Annotated in this window: 15 protein-coding genes; 13 read left to right on the forward strand and 2 right to left on the reverse strand. The window is 57.9% G+C overall.

The features are described 5' to 3' along the window. The first annotated feature begins 67 nt into the window (after positions 1-67). The 6 genes from tig (at position 68) to B3187_RS11740 (ending at position 8,965) form a co-directional block, all read left to right on the forward strand. Entirely contained in the window at positions 68-1,381 is a 1,314-nt protein-coding gene (gene tig, locus B3187_RS11715; RefSeq protein WP_024460231.1) for a trigger factor, read from the forward strand. 161 nt (positions 1,382-1,542) lie between these two features. Further along, a complete protein-coding gene (gene clpP / locus B3187_RS11720) occupies positions 1,543-2,178 on the forward strand; it encodes an ATP-dependent Clp endopeptidase proteolytic subunit ClpP (RefSeq protein WP_123637409.1) in 636 nt (211 codons plus the stop codon). A 146-nt stretch (positions 2,179-2,324) separates the two neighbouring features. Beyond that, complete coding sequence (gene clpX, locus B3187_RS11725) at positions 2,325-3,614, forward strand: ATP-dependent Clp protease ATP-binding subunit ClpX (RefSeq protein ID WP_123637408.1); 1,290 nt, start codon at positions 2,325-2,327, stop codon at positions 3,612-3,614. Between the two features lie 167 nt (positions 3,615-3,781). Continuing rightward, positions 3,782-6,202 carry an endopeptidase La gene (lon, locus tag B3187_RS11730; RefSeq protein WP_024460228.1) on the forward strand — a complete coding sequence of 807 codons (2,421 nt, stop codon included), beginning with the start codon at positions 3,782-3,784 and terminating at the stop codon, positions 6,200-6,202. A 375-nt stretch (positions 6,203-6,577) separates the two neighbouring features. Next, on the forward strand, positions 6,578-6,850 hold the full coding sequence (locus tag B3187_RS11735; RefSeq protein ID WP_024460227.1) for an HU family DNA-binding protein: 273 nt from the start codon (positions 6,578-6,580) through the stop codon (positions 6,848-6,850). A gap of 249 nt (positions 6,851-7,099) precedes the next feature. After that, on the forward strand, positions 7,100-8,965 hold the full coding sequence (locus B3187_RS11740; RefSeq protein ID WP_286806642.1) for a SurA N-terminal domain-containing protein: 1,866 nt from the start codon (positions 7,100-7,102) through the stop codon (positions 8,963-8,965). Positions 8,966-9,071: 106 nt separating this feature from the next. Here the strand turns inward: B3187_RS11740 and B3187_RS11745 are convergent, their stop codons facing one another. Both B3187_RS11745 and gloB read right to left on the reverse strand, forming a co-directional pair. Further along, positions 9,072-10,667: a lytic transglycosylase gene (locus B3187_RS11745; RefSeq protein WP_286806644.1), complete on the reverse strand. Its 1,596-nt coding sequence runs from the start codon at positions 10,665-10,667 to the stop codon at positions 9,072-9,074. A gap of 141 nt (positions 10,668-10,808) precedes the next feature. After that, a complete protein-coding gene (gene gloB, locus B3187_RS11750) occupies positions 10,809-11,594 on the reverse strand; it encodes a hydroxyacylglutathione hydrolase (protein ID WP_286806645.1) in 786 nt (261 codons plus the stop codon). An 84-nt stretch (positions 11,595-11,678) separates the two neighbouring features. Here gloB and B3187_RS11755 point away from each other — a divergent pair, with 84 nt between their 5' ends. From B3187_RS11755 to sohB, 7 genes are all read left to right on the forward strand, one after another. Further along, on the forward strand, positions 11,679-12,491 hold the full coding sequence (locus tag B3187_RS11755; RefSeq protein ID WP_286806646.1) for a class I SAM-dependent methyltransferase: 813 nt from the start codon (positions 11,679-11,681) through the stop codon (positions 12,489-12,491). Between the two features lie 25 nt (positions 12,492-12,516). Next, positions 12,517-12,954 carry a ribonuclease HI gene (gene rnhA / locus B3187_RS11760; RefSeq protein ID WP_024460222.1) on the forward strand — a complete coding sequence of 146 codons (438 nt, stop codon included), beginning with the start codon at positions 12,517-12,519 and terminating at the stop codon, positions 12,952-12,954. 2 nt (positions 12,955-12,956) lie between these two features. Then, positions 12,957-13,667 carry a DNA polymerase III subunit epsilon gene (gene dnaQ / locus B3187_RS11765; RefSeq protein WP_024460221.1) on the forward strand — a complete coding sequence of 237 codons (711 nt, stop codon included), beginning with the start codon at positions 12,957-12,959 and terminating at the stop codon, positions 13,665-13,667. Positions 13,668-13,892: 225 nt separating this feature from the next. After that, a complete protein-coding gene (locus B3187_RS11770) occupies positions 13,893-15,602 on the forward strand; it encodes a pilus assembly protein (RefSeq protein WP_286806648.1) in 1,710 nt (569 codons plus the stop codon). A 1-nt stretch (position 15,603) separates the two neighbouring features. Continuing rightward, positions 15,604-16,407, forward strand: coding sequence for an NAD(+) diphosphatase (gene nudC / locus B3187_RS11775; RefSeq protein ID WP_339618362.1), 804 nt, complete (start codon positions 15,604-15,606; stop codon positions 16,405-16,407). Positions 16,408-16,422: 15 nt separating this feature from the next. After that, positions 16,423-17,076 carry a cation/multidrug efflux pump gene (locus tag B3187_RS11780; RefSeq protein WP_286806649.1) on the forward strand — a complete coding sequence of 218 codons (654 nt, stop codon included), beginning with the start codon at positions 16,423-16,425 and terminating at the stop codon, positions 17,074-17,076. A 54-nt stretch (positions 17,077-17,130) separates the two neighbouring features. Beyond that, complete coding sequence (sohB, locus tag B3187_RS11785; protein WP_123637401.1) at positions 17,131-18,204, forward strand: protease SohB; 1,074 nt, start codon at positions 17,131-17,133, stop codon at positions 18,202-18,204. The last annotated feature ends 70 nt before the right edge of the window (positions 18,205-18,274 follow it).

The following is an 18,274-nucleotide window of genomic DNA, read 5'->3' on the forward strand; positions in this document are numbered from 1 at the left end:
AAGATCATTCATGAGTCACCCTTAACGGCATTGGCCCCCCGATGCGAATAGCGTATAGAGGAAGAGAATGCAGGTTTCCATAGAGACAACGTCCGGTCTGGAGCGTCGCCTGACGGTGGGAGTCCCCGCCGCAGAAGTCGATAGCGAAGTGCAGAAGCGCTTGCAGCAGGCTGCCAAGAACATTCGTATCAACGGCTTCCGCAAGGGCAAAGTACCCATGAAAGTGGTCAAGCAGCGCTATGGCGACGGTGTTCGTCAGGAAGTGCTGGGTGATGTCATCAACCGCAGCTTCTATGAAGCCGTGCGTAAAGAAGACGTCAAGCCGGCGGGTCAGCCGTCCATCGAGCCCAAGCAGTTCGAAGAGGGCAAGGACCTGGAGTATGTGGCCACCTTTGAGGTGTACCCCTCCGTTGAGCTGGGCGACTTCTCCAAAATTGAAGTGACTCGCTACAAGGCAGATGTGACGGCAGAAGACGTCGACAATATGATCGATGTGCTGCGTGAGCACCAGGCCAGCTGGAAAGAAGTGGATCGGGCCGCCCAAGACGGCGACCAGGTCAATATCGATTTCGTCGGCACCCGCGATGGTGAAGCCTTCGAGGGTGGCAGTGCGGAAGGACAGAATCTGGTGCTGGGTTCCGGCTCCATGATTCCCGGCTTTGAAGACGGCCTGGTTGGTCTGAAGGCCGGTGACGAGAAAACCCTCGAGCTGACCTTTCCGGAAGACTATCAGGCGGAAGAGCTCCGCGGCGCCGCGGTTGAGTTCAAGGTGACCGTCAACAGCGTTTCCGAGAAAGAGCTGCCCGAGCTGGATAAAGATTTCTACGCCAAGTTCGGCGTCGAGAAGGGCGGTAAGCCTCAGTTCCGCAAGGAAGTGAAGGCCAATATGGCCCGCGAGCTCAAGAACGCCATCAAGGCCAAGACCAAGAACCAGGTCATGGACGCGCTGCTGGAAACCCATAAGCCCGACCTGCCCAAGGCTCTGGTCAGCAGTGAAATCGAAACCCTGCGTCAGCAGATGATGCAGCGCTTCGGTGGTCAGCAGCAGAACTTTGACGTCAAATCTTTGCTCCCGGACACCATGTTCCAGGAAGATGCGGAGCGCCGCGTCGCCCTGGGCTTGGTCGTGGGTGAAATCGTCAAGGAAAACCAGATCAAAGTGGATGCCGATCGCGTCCGTGAAATGGTGGAAGAGCTGGCCTCTACGTACGAGGAGCCCGAGGCGGTCGTCAATTACTACTACGAGAACCGTCAGTTGCTGTCCAGTGTTGAGTCGGCGGCCCTGGAAGACCAGGTGGTGGACTTTATCCTGGATAAAGCCAAAGTGACCGATGAGTCCAGCAGTTACGACGACATCGTTACCCGTCAAAAGCAGCAATAATTGTACAAAATGGCCACAAACTGGACAGTTTGTGGCCATTCTCCCCGCCGAAGTCTCCTTATGCTGGCATATCAGCGTTTCTCAGGTTAAGCTTTCCCTACCATTTTCAGCGGTTCCGTCCAGTCGAGCCGCGGTAGTCAATAGAAGGACATACGGTTTTTATGTCGAACGAATTCTCCAAACAGGTACCTGACGTTATGGCATCCGGCTTGATTCCCATGGTGGTGGAGCAGACCGCCCGTGGAGAGCGCTCCTACGATATCTATTCCCGCCTGCTCAAAGAGCGGGTGATCTTTCTGGTGGGACAGGTCGAAGACTATATGGCGAACCTGGTGGTGGCTCAGCTCCTGTTCCTGGAAGCCGAGAACCCCGACAAGGATATTCACCTCTACATTAACTCTCCCGGTGGCTCGGTGACCGCTGGTATGGCCATTTATGACACCATGCAGTTCATCAAGCCCGATGTCAGCACCATGTGCATCGGCCAGGCGTGCAGCATGGGCGCATTCCTGCTGACCGCCGGCGCGAAGGGCAAGCGGTTCTGTCTGCCCAACTCCCGGGTCATGATCCACCAGCCCAGTGGTGGAGCCCAGGGTCAGGCGTCGGACATCCACATTCAGGCTCGGGAGATTCTGAGTATCCGCGAGCGTCTGAATGAGCTGATGGCCCATCACACCGGTCAGTCGGTGGAGAAGATTGCGCTGGATACCGAGCGGGACAACTTCATGAGTGCCCAGAAGTCGGTCGAATACGGTCTGGTGGACAGCGTGGTCAGCCGCCGCGGAGGCGCTGAATAAGCTGACGCCAGCACGCCCGGGCATCCAAACGGTGCCCGGCGCGTATACTTCATTGAGTCTGGAGGCCGAACAGGCGAATCCAGCTTGAAATTCCGGGTAAAAGGTTGCATCTTTACCCCTATAAGCGTTTAAGACGGAGTGGTTTAATGACCGATCACACCAAAGACAGTGGCGACAAGAACGGCAAACTGCTGTATTGCTCGTTCTGCGGTAAGAGCCAGCACGAAGTGCGCAAGCTGATCGCCGGTCCCTCGGTGTTCATCTGCGACGAGTGTGTCGATCTGTGTAATGACATCATCCGCGAGGAGATTCAGGAAGCGGCGGCCGAAGGCCCCTCTGAACACCTGCCCACGCCGAGTGAAATCTCGTCGATTCTGGATGAGTACGTCATTGGCCAGAAGCGTGCCAAGAAAGTGTTGGCTGTGGCGGTGTACAACCACTACAAGCGTCTGCGGGTTGGCGACAAGGGCAAGGACCCGATCGAGCTCGGCAAGAGTAATATTCTGCTGGTGGGGCCGACCGGTAGTGGTAAAACGCTGCTGGCAGAAACGCTGGCACGCCTTCTCGATGTTCCCTTTACCATTGCGGATGCGACCACGTTGACCGAGGCTGGTTACGTGGGCGAAGACGTCGAAAACATCATCCAGAAGCTGTTGCAGAAATGTGATTACGACGTCGACAAGGCCCAGCAGGGTATTGTCTACATCGATGAAATCGACAAGATTTCCCGCAAGTCAGATAACCCCTCGATCACCCGTGATGTGTCAGGGGAGGGCGTTCAACAGGCGCTGCTCAAATTGATTGAAGGTACGGTGGCTTCCGTACCGCCGCAGGGTGGGCGTAAGCACCCACAGCAGGAGTTCCTGCAGGTTGACACCAAAAATATCCTGTTCATCTGTGGTGGTGCCTTTGCCGGGTTGGACAAGGTGATTCGCGACCGCTCTGAGAAAGGTGGAATCGGTTTTGGAGCGGAAGTCAAAAGCAAGGACGACAAGCGCAAGTTTGGCGAAATCCTGCATCAACTCGAGCCTGAGGATCTGGTTCAGTACGGTCTGATTCCCGAGTTCGTCGGTCGTCTGCCGGTCATTGCCACCCTCGATGAGCTCGACAAAGAGGCGTTGGTTCAGATTCTGACCGAACCCAAGAACTCCCTGACCAAGCAGTACCAGCGACTGTTTGAAATGGAAGGGGTTGACATTGATTTCCGCCGTGACGCGCTTGAGGCGGTGGCCCAGAAAGCCATGGACCGCAAGACCGGTGCTCGAGGGCTGCGCTCCATCATGGAGGCGGTACTGCTGGACACCATGTACAAGATTCCCTCCGAAGAAGGTGTCGTGAAAGTCATTGTCGATGACTCTGTTATTAAAGGCGAGTCGGAACCCCTGCTGGTCTATGAGCAGAGCGAGGCGCCAGCGAAGGTAGCCAAGGGCGACTGAACGCGGTTGCAGTATCGTGGTTAAACCGCAAAGAGCGCCTTATGGGCGCTCTTTGCGGTTTTTTACCGTCAAAAACTTGTAATCCGGCGGGGTAGCCCCCAATCTTTTAGTGTGTCGCTCTTTCGCGACAAGCAGTTTCTGGCCTTCCACTATGAGGACCGACCCAGATGGATCAACAAGACAAGCCCATTCCCACCCAAGTCAGTGATATTCCGCTGTTGCCGCTGCGTGACGTCGTGGTGTATCCCCACATGGTGATTCCCCTGTTCGTGGGCCGTGACAAGTCCATCGAGGCGCTTGAAAGCGCCATGTCCAGCGACAAACAAGTATTACTGGTAGCCCAGAAAAACCCCGGTGACGATGACCCCAAAGCAGAGGACCTGTACGGCGTCGGTACCGTTGCCACAATTCTCCAGCTTTTGAAATTGCCTGACGGCACGGTGAAAGTGCTGGTGGAAGGCGGCGAGCGTGCCGCGATCGAAAATGTCGAAGTCATTGATAAACATTTTCGCGCCAGAGTGAATTTGCTGGAAGAGGAAACCCTGACGGGGCACCAAGCGGATGCCCTGATCAATTCAACCATCAACCAGTTTGAGCAATACGTCACCCTGAGCAAAAAAGTACCCTCGGAAGTGATGACCTCGCTCAGCGGGATTGACGAGCCCGGCCGCCTGGCCGATACCGTGGCGGCGCACATGACCCTCGAGCTGGGGCAGAAGCAGGCCATTCTGGAAATGGTCTCGGTGCGCGAGCGCATCGAACATCTACTGGGGTTGATGGAGGCGGAAATTGATCTGTTTCAGGTCGAGAAAAAAATCCGCGGGCGCGTCAAGCAGCAGATGGAAAAGAGCCAGCGCGAGTATTACCTGAATGAGCAGATGAAAGCCATTCAGAAAGAGCTTGGTGACATGGGAGATGAGGGCAATGAAATCGACGAGCTCGAGAAGAAAATCGAGCAAGTGGGTATGCCCAAGGAGGCTGAGGAAAAAACCCGTGCCGAGCTGAACAAGTTGCGCATGATGTCCCCGATGTCGGCGGAAGCTTCGGTGTTGCGAGCCTATATCGACTGGATGCTGAAGGTACCCTGGAAAAAACGCAGTAAAGTCCGTCACGACTTGCAGCGGGCTGAAGATGTGCTGGAGAAAGACCACTTTGGCCTGGAAGAGGTCAAGGAGCGCATTCTTGAATATCTGGCGGTTCAGAAGCGGGTAAACAAAATCAAAGGCCCGATTCTGTGTCTGGTTGGTCCGCCCGGTGTGGGTAAAACCTCCCTGGGAGAATCCATTGCCCGGGCCACCAATCGCAAATTCATCCGGATGGCGCTAGGTGGGGTGAGAGACGAGGCGGAAATTCGCGGTCACCGCCGCACCTACATCGGCTCTCTGCCCGGCAAGCTGGTACAGAAAATGGCGAAGGTCGGGGTAAAAAATCCGCTCTTCCTGTTGGACGAAGTCGACAAGATGGGGATGGATAACCGGGGTGATCCGGCGTCGGCGCTGTTAGAGGTGTTGGACCCGGAGCAGAACAATCACTTCAACGATCATTACCTGGAAGTGGATTACGATCTGTCGGATGTCATGTTCGTCTGCACCTCCAACTCGATGAACATTCCCGGTCCGCTCCTGGATCGCATGGAGGTTATCCGGATTCCGGGGTACACCGAGGATGAAAAGCTCAACATTGCGCTTCGTTACCTGATCCCGAAGCAGATGAAGACCAATGGCCTCAAAGAAGGCGAGTTGACCATTGCCGATGAAGCCATTCGCGACATCGTCCGGTACTACACACGCGAAGCCGGGGTGCGTGGTCTGGAACGGGAAATCGCCAAGGTGTGCCGCAAGGTGGTCACCCGCCATGTGAAGGACAAAACCGTGCGCGAAGATGTGGTTGATTCGGCTGTACTGGAAGATTACCTGGGGGTTCGGAAGTTTGACTTCGGTCGGGCTGAAGATAAAAACCAGATCGGCCAGGTGACCGGTCTGGCCTGGACCCAGGTCGGTGGTGAGTTGCTTACGATCGAGTCATCGGCGGTCAAAGGCAAGGGCCGGGTCATCAAGACGGGTTCTCTGGGGGATGTCATGCAGGAATCTATTCAGGCAGCCCTCACCGTGGTTCGTTCGCGTGCCCAGGTGCTGGGGATTGCGCCCGATTATCACGAGAAAATGGATGTTCACATTCACGTTCCGGAAGGGGCGACCCCGAAAGATGGCCCCAGTGCTGGTATTGCGATGTGCACCGCCCTGGTGTCGGTGTTGACCAGTATCCCCGTACGCGCGGATGTGGCGATGACCGGTGAAATTACCTTGCGGGGTGAAGTGCTGAGGATTGGTGGCCTGAAAGAAAAGCTTCTAGCGGCTCATCGTGGAGGTATCAAGACGGTCATTATTCCGCAGGAAAATGAGCGTGATCTGAAAGAAATTCCCGATAACATTAAAGAAGACCTGACCATCAAACCGGTACAGTGGATCGATGATGTGTTACAGATTGCGCTGCAGTCCATGCCCAAGCCGCTGTCTGATGAAGAGTATCAGGCGTTGGAAAAAAAGGCTCAGCAGGATGATTGCGGTAATCGTATCAGCACCCATTGAGGCGAAAGGGAAGTTTCCATTGGTAACAACCGGGCCAGCCTTCGGGCTGGTGTCCGGGTAACAAAATAGGGCGTTGATACCCGGTTCGGGTCAGGTTTGGTTAAATAACGTTCAATCCTTGAAGTAATCGCACAAAGCTAACATTGTCTTCTTGACCCGCCTGACCTCACTTGGTATAAATCGCAGTTCATTCGCCAAGCAGGCGGCACGGGGCGATTTGCTGTCCTGGCCAACTCACCGTTCAGGCCAATGGTGTTAGCCTGAACGGGTACTAACCTGAGCGGGTCATGAGCCGACATTGAATGGTCGGGGATTGATTTTGAACAGTAACCTGCGCCATCGATTTCTGAAGCAAATAATCAAAAGGGGTTAAGTGTGAACAAATCCGAGCTGATTGAAGCCATCGCCGCATCTGCGGATATTCCTAAAGCTGCTGCCGGCCGTGCGCTCGACGCAATGGTTGACAACATTACTGGTGCTCTGCAGAAGGGCGATCAGGTTGTTCTGGTCGGTTTTGGTACCTTCGCTGTGAAAGAGCGTGCCGCGCGCACCGGCCGCAACCCACAGACCGGCGCCGAGATCCAGATCGCCGCTGCCAAGGTGCCCAGTTTTAAAGCGGGTAAGGCACTGAAAGACGCGGTCAACTAAGCGTTTTTGACGCGCCCTGTGCGCGTTTTCGGTGATTGCCGGGAGCGTTCATAGTCTGGTTTCAGCGAGTTGAGTAATCGCTCCAGAATCCAGAGAGAACTGACCCGGCAGTATGAGGAGGCGCATCCCTAGAGGTGCGCCTTTTCTTTATTCAACCAGATCGACTCGCTCAGTCCCTGGTTTGAGCAAGATGATAAGAAAGCGCGTTGGAATCGATCGTCCCAACGGGTTTATGACTAGGAGCAGACAATGCTGCAGACGATTCGCGACAACTCCAAAGGTGTGGTAGCCGGTATTCTGGTCGGCTTCCTGGTGATTATTTTCGCTTTGTCCGGTGCCGAGGCGCTGTTTTCGGGTTCCAGCCGCTCCGGCGAAGTGGTTTCCGTTGATGGTGAATCCATTACCGAGAATGAGGTGGCTCGGGAAATCTATCGCCAGCGCCAGCAGATTCTCAATCAGTATGGCGACTCCGTTCCTTCCGAATTTGTCAGCGATGAGCGTCTGCGCGAACCGGCCATTGAGGCGCTGGTCCAGCGCAAAGTCCTGATTCAGCATGCCCGCAAGCAGGGTATGGGGGTCAGTGAAAGCACTCTGGATCAGTTGATTCTGAGTTTCCCGCAGTTCGCGGGTGACAGTGGTCAGTTTGATCCGAATCGCTACCAGCAGGTGCTGCGCTCCATGGGCTATACCCCGGCCCAGTACAAGGCCCTGCTGCGTCAGGAACTGCTGCTGAATCAGTTGTCTTCCGGTGTCGCCGCCAGTGGCTTTGTGACTCCAGCCGAGCTGGAGCGGTTTGCCGCATTGAACTTCCAGAGCCGCGATTTCCAGTACGCCACCCTGAGCCGCGATCAGGTCGCGGACCAGGTCGAGGTGACGGACAGTGACATCGAAGCTTTCTATCAGAGTAACCAGAATCAATTCCGTCAGCCCGAGCAGGTGGCCGTCGATTATATTGATCTGAGCGTTGCCAACCTGATGGCGGACATTGAGATTGATGAGCAGACCCTGCGGGACCAGTTCGAGCAGAACCAGGAGGCTCAGGAAGGGCAGGAGGCGGAACGTCGCGTTGCCCATATTCTGTTTGAAGATTCTAGCGACGAGCGGATTGCCGAGGTGCAGGGAGCGCTTGAAGAGGGCGTTTCTTTTGCCGAATTGGCCGAACAATACTCTGAAGATCTCGGGTCCAGCGGGCAGGGCGGGGATCTGGGCTTTGTCTCCGGGGAAGGTCTGCCCGAAGCCTTCATGGCCGCCGTTGACTCACTAGAGGTCGGTGAAGTGTCGGCTCCGGTTGAAACCGAGGCCGGGGTTCATCTGATCAAAGTGACCGAGCAGCGGGGTTCGGAAGTGGCCACGTTTGAAGATGCTCGGGAGCGCATTGCGCAGCAGCTCAAGCGGGTCGAAGCGGAAAATGAATTCGTCACTCTGATGGAGCGTCTGAGTGAGCTATCCTACAACGCTGATAGCCTGCAATCTGTCGCGGATGAGTTGAATCTGCCCCTGGAAAACACCGGTCTGTTTGGGCGCAATGGTGGCCCGGGAGTGGCCGGGGAGACCACTGTTGTCGAAGCGGCATTTTCGGAGGAAGTTCTCGAGCGTGAAAACAGCAGTGATCTGATCGAGTTGGCAAACGATCGGGTCGTGGTGATCAAGAAGACCGACTACCAGGAGGCCTACATCAAGCCCCTGGAGGAAGTGCGCGAACAGATTGCCCGGCAGTTGCGCAATGAGCGGATCCAGTCTTTGCTGGCGGAGCGCGGTGAAGCTCTTCGTGAGGCGGTGGCGTCTGGCGAATCACTCTCCGCGGTGGCGGAAGAGGCCGGGCTTGAAGTTCAGGCGGCGGAAAAGGTTGAGCGTCGCGCAAGCGATCTGGACCGCGCGCTGGTCCAGCATGTGTTTTCACTGCCCAAGCCCTCTGGTGAGCCCGTGGTCAGTGGTGTGTCGATCCGCGATGGCTATGCCGTTGTGGTGTTGACCCAGGCGCAGGATGGCCAGTGGAGCGATCTGAGCGAAGAGGAGCAGCAGTCGCTGCGACGCAACCTGGCGCAGATGCAAGGGCAGCAGGAATACCTTGCGTATCGTGAACAGTTGCGCCAGGACGTCACTGTCGAGCGTTGATGGGCTGACAGTCAAAGGTGGCGGACCTTCTGGTCCGCGCGCCTCAGGCACAAAAAAACCGCCTTTAATTGGCGGTTTTTTTGTGCCTGTGAAACCGGGGGTGTGATCAGAACGAAGCGTTGTTGGTCACATCCACGAACAGGGTCAGGGATTGTCCCGGATGAATGTAGCTGGATGCCGAAACCGTGTTCCAACGCAGAATATCCTGGACCGACAGATTGAAGCGATTGGCGATGCGAGCGATCGAATCCCCTTTGCGCACCCGGTAATGCACCTTGCGCACGACGGAGCGGCGATCGCCTTGAGCACTGCTGGTCATGTCTTGCTGTTCGGTCCAGATCACCAGCGTCTGGCCCGGCATCAGGGTGTCGCCCGGGGCCATGCCATTCCAGTTGGTCAGCGCCCCTACGGTGATGCCATGGCGCTTGGCAATCGTCCAGAAGCTGTCTCCTGGACGCACCTGGTAGTCTACCCTGGTGCTGCCTTCACTGCCCTGAGAGCGATTCTGTGTCCGTTGGCGACGCTGGTCGGCGCTGAAAGCGTAGCGGTTGGCCGGATGCTTGGCGGTGGGAATCATGAGGGTCTGTCCGGCCCGGATGATATTGCTGTTCAGTTGATTGACGCTTTTGATGGTGTCGACACTGGTGCGATAGCGGCGGGCGATGGTGATCAACGAGTCGCCACTGACGACCCGGTAGCGATCCCAGCCCACGCGCTCGCGGGTGGGAATGCTGGCCAGGTTGGCGCGGAAGGTCTCTTCATGCTGGACGGGGATCAACAGCCGGTGAGGGCCGTCCGGATCCGTGGCCCAGCGATTGTAGCCGGCGTTCAGGAGGTAGAGCTCGTCCAGCTCCAGTTCGGCCAGCTCGGCCGCCTGTGCCAGATCGATCTGTGACTCCACATCCACGATCCGAAAGTAGGGCTCGTCCGGGACGGGGTTGAGGGCAAGATTGTACTTTTCGGGCTCGCCAATCACTCTGGCAAGGGCCAATAATTGGGGCACATAGGCCCGGGTTTCCCTGGGCAGGTTCAGGGACCAGAAGTCGGTTGGCTTGCCGCGTCGCTCGTTGCTGCGGATCCGGCGCATGACATTACCCTGGCCAGTGTTATAGGACGCCAGGGCGAGCAACCAGTCGCCGTCAAACAGCTCGTTGAGGTACTTCAGGTAGCGAATGGCGGCGTCGGTGGAGGCGACCACATCCCGGCGTCCGTCATACCACCAGTTCTGCTTGAGGCCATACTGGCGGCCGGTGGCGGGGACAAATTGCCAGATGCCGGAGGCCCGGCCGTGGGAATAGGCAAAGGGGTCAAAGGCGCTTTCAACGATGGGTAGCAGCGCCAGCTCAAGCGGCATGTCCTCGGCTTCCAGCTCGTTGGCAATGTGGTGGAGGAAGCGCTGGCCCCGCTCGATGACCCGCTCCATGTAATGTGGGTGACGGGCGTACCAGTCCACGTAGGTGTCGATTCGTGGGTGATCGACATCGGGAAGTCCGTAGCCGTCTCTCAGGCGCGGCCAGAGGTTGCCCTCATCCGACACCAGGAATTGGGCCTGTTGCTCCCGATCCAGGGTGCAGAGCGATTCGTCGATGAGCAGGTGGTTCTGGTCCGCGGTTTTGGACGGTTCAGAGGGGGTCAGGGTCTGGCAGCCACCGAGGCTGATCAGGCTGACGGCCAGGGCGAGAGGGCGCTTGAGTCGATTCATGGGTTACCGAAGTACTGGTGACACGTGATGCCAGACGTCGTTCGCCAGGCGCGGATTTTCGCGATTCTAGGGACTCTCATCGGGGGCGTCAAGGAACGCCCGGAGGATGTGGCGCGCCGTTCATCCGGGTTTCCCTGCAGACTAACGAAACCGGTCTTTTCTGGAGCGCAGTTCCCCAAAGACTCTTGACCGCTCGGTATTGGGGGGCAGACCCAGAGCGCTCACCAGGGAGGGGTTGTCCGTGCGCAAATAGGGGTTGGTCTCCCGCTCTAGGGAGAGTTCACTGGGAAGGGTCGGTCGGTGGCTGGCTCTCAACTCGCTGACATGGCCCAGACGCTTGCGCACGGCCGCATTGTCGGGCTCCACCGTCAGGGCAAAACGCAGGTTGGTCTGAGTGTACTCATGGGCACAGTAGATCCGGGTCTTGCCCGGCAGCGTGTTGAGCCTGTCCAGAGACGTCTGTGCTTGCGCCGGTGTCCCCTCAAACAGTCGGCCGCAGCCCGCGGCAAACAGGGCGTCGCCGCAGAACAGCCGCGGAGGCGCCTCTCCTGTCGCCGCCTGAAAGTAGGCGAGGTGGTCCAGCGTATGGCCGGGAACCGCCATGACTGACAGAGCCAGGCCCGGCAGTTCCAGCCGATCGCCGTCTTTCACAACCTGGTCCACTTGAGGTACCGAGTCCGGGCCGTACACCGGGACTTTCAGGCGGCTCAGAATCCCGTCCAATCCGTCGGTATGATCCCAGTGGTGGTGGGTGATCAGGATGCCTCTGAGCCTGAACGTCTTTCGCTCCAGGGTTTCAAGCACCGGCTGGGCGTCGCCGGGATCGATCAGATACACGTCGCCACTCTGGCACTCCGGGGCATCGTCCACGGGCAGCAGCCAGAAATAGTTGCTGTCCAGTGCGGGAATACCAATGGGTTCGCGCATTAAAGGCTCCTGTTTTCATGGGGTTAAGCGAGTATACTCTCAGCATAGCGGATGCCTGCGCAACCGCCGAGTGGGGCGATTACTATGACTTCAGACAAGTTCCTGAGCCGGGTTCGGGCTTGGCGGAGGCAGCGTTTTGGCGTGCCGCCGGCGGATCAGTCGGCCCGGGAAATGGCGGCCTGGTTCGGTACCCCTCTCGGGCAGGCGATGTTGGCGGCGGAGAAGCTCACCCTCGAGGGCGCGCTGCAGGACCTGTTTGGCTACCATCTGCTGCAGATTGGTGTCGATCCAGCGCTGGATATGACCGGCAGCAGCCGGATCACCCATCGCGTGACGATTGCCCTCAGTGATGCCGGGGCCGGTTCACTGTCGTCGTTGATCGCCGACCCCCGACAGCTGCCGCTGCCTTCCGGGTCGGTTGATCTGGTGGTGTTGCACCACGCACTGGATTTCAGTCCGACGCCCCATCAGCTGCTACGAGAGGCTCAACGGGTCTTGATCCCCCGGGGATGTCTGGTTGTGGTGGGATTCAATCCCTGGAGTGGCTTCGGGCTTTCCCGCCACGTCGCACGCCTGTTCAGCCGGCACGCGCTCTGGCGTCATCAGCCGTTGAGGCTTGGACGTTTGTTGGACTGGCTGCAGTTGCTGGATCTGGAGCCGGACCGCGTTCAGCGTGGGTTTTACCGCCCGGCGTTGCAGCATCCCGGCGCTTTGCGTCGTTTACAATGGTGTGACCAATGGGGTAAAAGGCTGCACCTCCCAGGAGGCGCCTTCTATCAAGTGCTTGCCTGCAAGGAGCTGGGTGGTGCGGTTCCTGTCAAACCCGCGTGGGAGCGGCGCCCATCGTCGTTGCCGGGGCTGGGCGCCCAGCCCATGAGAAAAGATCAAAAGTATTGAAAATCAATGAATTGCTGGTGATAGTTTGAAAAAAGTTGAGATATTTACGGACGGTGCCTGTCGGGGGAACCCCGGGCCCGGTGGCTGGGGAGCGCTACTGCGCTTCAACGGTCAGGAAAAGAGCCTGTACGGTGGTGAAGCCGAGACCACCAACAACCGGATGGAACTGCGAGCGGCCATTGAAGCACTCGACGCCCTGCGGGAGCCCTGTGAGGTGGTCCTGACCACGGACTCTCAGTATGTGCGTAAGGGCATCAGCGAGTGGATGAAGGGCTGGAAACGCAACGGCTGGAAAACCTCCGCCAAAAAGCCCGTCAAAAACGTCGATTTGTGGCAGGCGCTGGATCGGGCGGTACAGACCCATCGAATTGACTGGCGCTGGGTCAAGGGGCACAGTGGACACCGGGAGAACGAGTTGGCAGACCAGCTGGCCAACCGCGGCATTGACGAATTGAGGAGTTGAGCGTGCGACAGATCGTACTGGATACCGAAACGACGGGTCTGGAGCCCTCCCAGGGCCACAAAATCATCGAAATCGGCTGTGTGGAGCTGGTCAACCGGAAGCTGACCGGACGTCATTATCATCAGTACATCAATCCGGAGCGGGAAGTGGATGCCGGCGCGATGGAGGTGCACGGTATCACCAATGAGATGCTGGCGGACAAGCCGGTGTTTGCGCAGATTGTTGAAGACTTTGTGGCCTTTGTCGATGGTGCGGAGCTGGTGATTCACAACGCGCCGTTTGATATCGGTTTTATCGACCACGAACTCAAACAGTGGAATGCCCGGTTTGGCTCTATTACCCGTCGTTGCGGCGTGATCGACAGCCTGGTCCTCGCCCGGAGCAAGCACCCGGGGCAGAAAAACAACCTGGACGCGCTGTGCAAGCGCTATGGCGTGGATAATGCCCAGCGCGAGCTGCACGGCGCCCTGTTGGATGCCGAGATTCTGGCCGACGTTTACCTGCTGATGACCGGTGGCCAGACGGCACTGTCTCTGGGAGGAAGTTCATCGGCGGGCAGCGGCAATGACAGCTCCGGGCAGGAGCGGCGCCCCCTGTCGGCCCAGCGGACACCGACACCGGTGATTCGCGCCAGCGATGAAGAGTTGGCCGCCCATCGCGCGAAGCTCGAGGCGATCGAGAAAAGTGCTGGGCAGGTGCTCTGGCAAGATTGATCAAAGTCCCAAATTTGCTGATTTCTTAGTGGCTTACGTTGCTTTGTTCAAATTTGTGTGAAAAATAGGGGGACTTGGGTTACATTGTTTCCCACAACAATTGTGTCCCATAACAACAAGTAATAGCGCGCTGTTCCCCGGAAAGCGCCTCCCGGGCGGCCCCGTTGGACTCTCAACGGTTGTTCGGGGCAAGGGCTGAAATCATGACAAGAAAAGGTAGCGGCAGTGAGCAGCACTGAAAACGTCAACCTCAATTCCCTGAAACTGGTTCAGGATCAGTTGGTCGCCACCATTGAGCAGGCCGCCGTCCGATTGGAGGAGTTTGCCGCCGATCGCAATAACGGAGAGCTCCTCCAGAACTGTATCGATGGCATCAAGCAGATCAGCGGCACCCTGAATCTCCTGCAACTGCGCGGCGTTGACTTGCTGGCCCAGGAGCTGGTTGAGCAGATCACTGACATCCCGCTGGGGGAAGAGCAGAATACCAATCGCAAGCTGGACGTGCTGACGTCCGCTTTTTTCATCCTGCCGCGCTATCTCGAGTACTGCCTGCAGACCTCCCGGAGCATGGCGGTGCTTCTGATCCCTCACATCAATGAGTTACGTCAGCTTCGTAAAGCTCCCCCATTACCGGAGAGCTACTTCTACACCCTGGAGCCGGAACCCATCTATTCGGGCAAAGGGCAGAGCAGCACCGTACTCGGGGAAGATCTGCCACCGCTGGTGCGCCGGCTTCGGCACATGTATCAGGTGGGTCTGGTCAACCTGCTTCAGAACAAACAGCAACGGGCCTCACTGGGTATGATGGGGAGGGCGATGGAGCGCCTGGAGTCCATCAGCCACGGTCGCCCCCGGGCGGGCCTGTGGTGGGTGGCCGCAGCGATGTTCGAGGCGCTGCGGGCCGCCAACATGGATATCGGCGTCGGCCGCAAACGCCTGTTCAGCGCCCTGGATCGCCATATAAAACAACTTCAGTCTGCCGGCCCCGAGGGACTTGAGCAACCTCCAGAGCCGTCGCTGCTCAAGGAAATGCTCTATCTGATTGCCTTGTCGCGGGCCAGCGGTGCGCGCACCGATGCAGTGGTGAAAGCCTACGGCCTGGAGCCGCTGCCTTATACGGATGCGGAGCTGGTGCGGGAGCTGGAGTTTCTCAAAGGCCCGAGTGCGGCCACCATCGACTCCATGGGCGCGGTCCTGAAAGACGAGCTGCGCAGCACCAAAAACATTCTCGAGCGGGCCGCCCAGGGCGGCACCGAATTGTTACGCGAAAGCCCGGAGCTGCTGGAAACCCTCAAAAAAGTGGCGGACATTCTGTCGGTGGTGGGGCTGGTATCGCCCAGTAACAGCCTGAAAGAGGAAATCCAGAAAATCCAACGCTGGCAGAAGTCCGACGAGACCATCGATCCTGACGAGCTGCTTGCCGTCGCCGACACGCTCTTGTACATCGAAAGCTCCGTGTCGGGACTGGGTAAAATGAACCTCTCCGATGAGCGGTTGGCCAAGTTGAATGCGACCTCCCGGGACGAAATCATTGCCAACAGTCAGCTCGCCGAGGCGGAAGAGTTGGTGCTGGAAGAGGCCGAATCCGGCCTGGCCATGATCAAACGGGCGCTGACCTCCTATGCCGAATCAAACTACGATGTCGGGCACATCAAGAATGTGGCCACCACCCTGACCACCATCCGCGGCGGTATGATCCTGCTTAACCGTTCGCGCTCAGCGGCGGTGCTGCACTCCTGCTCGCGCTTTATTGAAGAGTCACTGCTCAAGAGTGAGCAGCCGGCGGCGGTGCGCCATATGCTGGAGAATTTTGCCGATGCCATCATCAGCCTCGAGTATTACATAGACAGTCTGCGTCAGGATCGTAATACCGATGACAGCGTCCTTCAGGTTGCCGAGGAAAGCCTGGCGGCTCTGGGCTATCCGGTGAACTGAAGTGGCGGATGACTCCCATGATGATCATTCCCGCCGGTATCTGCTGGTAGGGGACGGCACCGTTCTTTGCGACCAGCCCGGTCGCCTGAGACTCCTGGATGCGGCTGAAGCGGAACCCTGGGTGGCGACGACGGATTGCGATTTCCTTGGTCGCTGGGAGGGTCTCTCACTCTATGCGCTGCACCTCCTGGACGCACCAATTATAGAAGGCTGCCAATGGCTGGGCCTGCGAACCCAACTGGGGCTGCTAGACGATCGGCTGTTTTCCCTGGTGGGCAATGCTCTGCAATGGTCCCGGTGGCGGCTGGAGCACCGCTTTTGCGGGCGCTGCGGTGGCCCAACTGAGCCCATGCCAGCCGGCGAACCCGCCCATCGGTGCCCGCACTGTGAGTTGCGTTTTTACCCCCGCCTGAGCCCCTGTATGATCACGCTGATTACCCGTGGCGATCAGTGTCTGCTGGCCCGCCACGCGCGCTCGCGCCAAGGTATCCACACGGCGCTGGCGGGGTTTGTTGAGATAGGCGAGCGCGTGGAAGATACCGTACACCGCGAGGTCATGGAGGAGGTGGGGCTGACCATCAAGGCGCCGCGCTATTTCGCCAGTCAGCCCTGGCCGTTTCCCGGACAATTGATGTTGGGCTTTCATGCGGAGTATGACTCGGGGGAGATACGGGTGGACGGCGATGAAATTGTGGAGGCCAACTGGTGGCGCTATGACAAGCTGCCCGTCACGCCTCCTGTGCAGACCATCGCCGGACAGTTGATTGCGGATTTTGTCGCGCAGCAGCACAATAAGCGCTCCTGAGACTAGGAAACTCGCATGTTCTACACGATTTTTTCAATCGCCATCATTCTTCTCGGGTTGATACTGGTCTATGCCGCCTTGCGCCTGCTGGCCCGTCGGCACTGGCTGATGGGTTTTTTGCGGGGCTTCGTCGGGCTGGGTCTGCTGGTTCTGGCTCTGGTGTTGGCCCTGGCAGCGCTGGACCTCTTCAGCTATCGGCAGATGGCACAGGAGGAGCCGGTCGCCACCTTGAGCCTCAAACAGCTCGGGGATCAGCGATTCAGGGCGACACTGGTGCACAACAATGGCGAAGAGGACACCTTTGAGCTCCGCGGCGACCAATGGCAACTGGATGCACGCATCATCAAGTGGCAAGGATTCTTGGGTGGCTTGGGTATCAAACCCGGCTACCGGCTGGATCGGCTCAGTGGCCGATACTACACCCTGAACGATGAGCGCAGCGCCGAGCGCACCGTCTACAGTCTGGAGCAAAGTGCCTGGGGGCCGGACCTATGGGCCCTGGTCAATCGCAACCCGGGCTGGTTCCCGGTGGTGGACGCCCGCTATGGCAGTGCGACCTTTGTACCCATGGCGGACAATGCACTGTTTGAGGTGCGTCTGTCATCGTCCGGCTTGCTGGCGCGACCGTTGAATGATCCGGCCCGACAGGCGTTGTCAGTCTGGGAGTGACCGATCTACCGAGAGAAAACGTAAAAGAAGACCACCAAATAACGGAGTGAAGCTTTGGAATTCATCAATGAGTACGGGCTGTTTCTAGCCAAGGTAATAACGGTCGTGATTGCGATCGGTTTTGTCGCCGGGCTGGTGGCAGCCGCTGGCAGCAAAAACCGGAAGCGGGGCGATAAAGGGCAGGTTGAGGTCGTCAAACTGAACGACCGCTTCAAGCATATGACCCACGCGCTCAAGCAGGCGGCATTGGATGATGCGGAGCGCAAAGCCGACGCCAAGGCCGAAAAAAAGCAGGAAAAGGCCGAGCAAGCCGAGAAAAAGAAAGCCCTCAAAGCCCAAGCCAAAAGCGATGGCAAACCGAAGGACAGCGATAAAAAACGGGTCTTTGTGTTGGACTTCAACGGCGACATCAAAGCCTCGGCCACTGACAGCCTGCGAGAAGAAATCACCGCCGTACTGAGCCTGGCCCGCCCTTCGGATGAGGTGGTGGTCAAGCTGGAAAGCGGCGGCGGGCTGGTGCACAGCTACGGCCTGGCGTCCAGCCAACTGGCCCGGATTCGAGACCGCCATATTCCCCTGACCGTATGCGTGGACAAGGTGGCGGCCAGTGGCGGCTATATGATGGCCTGCGTAGCGGACCGGATTCTGGCGGCCCCTTTCGCGGTACTGGGCTCGATCGGCGTGGTGGCCCAGTTACCGAATTTCCACAAGCTGCTGAAAAAGAACAACATCGATTTCGAGATGTTTACCGCGGGCGAGTACAAGCGTACCGTCACCATGTTTGGTGAAAACACGAAGAAGGGCCGGGACAAGTTTGTGGAGGACCTCGAAGACACCCACATTCTGTTTAAGGAGTTCGTTTCGGAGCACCGCCCTCAGGTGGAGATCGATAAGGTGGCGACCGGGGAGATCTGGTTTGGTCGTCGCGCGCAGTCGGTGAAGCTGATTGATGAGCTGAAAACCAGTGATGAGTATCTGGTACAGTTGGCCGAGAAGTCCGATGTGTTTGAAGTCAGTTTTGTGCACAAGAAGTCGCTCCCGGAAAAGCTCGGTATGGCCACCGAGGGTGCGGTTGATCGGCTTCTGTTACGTTGGTGGCAGCGCTCCAATAACCAGCGTTGGTTCTGAGCTCTGATGGTTGGTAGGTCTCCAGTGTAGTCCGGCCTCGGCGGGTGTACCGTTTGGAGACTCTCGGAGG

This window comes from Marinimicrobium sp. UBA4209 (assembly GCF_002381585.1).
Lineage (GTDB): Bacteria > Pseudomonadota > Gammaproteobacteria > Pseudomonadales > Cellvibrionaceae > Marinimicrobium > Marinimicrobium koreense.

Excerpts from the sequence above, each read along its gene's own strand:
- tig (WP_024460231.1), top strand. The coding sequence starts at position 68 with ATGCAGGTTTCCATAGAGACAACGTCCGGTCTGGAGCGTCGCCTGACG.
- clpP (WP_123637409.1), top strand. The coding sequence starts at position 1,543 with ATGTCGAACGAATTCTCCAAACAGGTACCTGACGTTATGGCATCCGGC.
- clpX (WP_123637408.1), top strand. The coding sequence starts at position 2,325 with ATGACCGATCACACCAAAGACAGTGGCGACAAGAACGGCAAACTGCTG.
- lon (WP_024460228.1), top strand. The coding sequence starts at position 3,782 with ATGGATCAACAAGACAAGCCCATTCCCACCCAAGTCAGTGATATTCCG.
- B3187_RS11740 (WP_286806642.1), top strand. The coding sequence starts at position 7,100 with ATGCTGCAGACGATTCGCGACAACTCCAAAGGTGTGGTAGCCGGTATT.
- B3187_RS11745 (WP_286806644.1), bottom strand. The coding sequence starts at position 10,667 with ATGAATCGACTCAAGCGCCCTCTCGCCCTGGCCGTCAGCCTGATCAGC.
- gloB (WP_286806645.1), bottom strand. The coding sequence starts at position 11,594 with ATGCGCGAACCCATTGGTATTCCCGCACTGGACAGCAACTATTTCTGG.
- B3187_RS11755 (WP_286806646.1), top strand. The coding sequence starts at position 11,679 with ATGACTTCAGACAAGTTCCTGAGCCGGGTTCGGGCTTGGCGGAGGCAG.
- B3187_RS11780 (WP_286806649.1), top strand. The coding sequence starts at position 16,423 with ATGTTCTACACGATTTTTTCAATCGCCATCATTCTTCTCGGGTTGATA.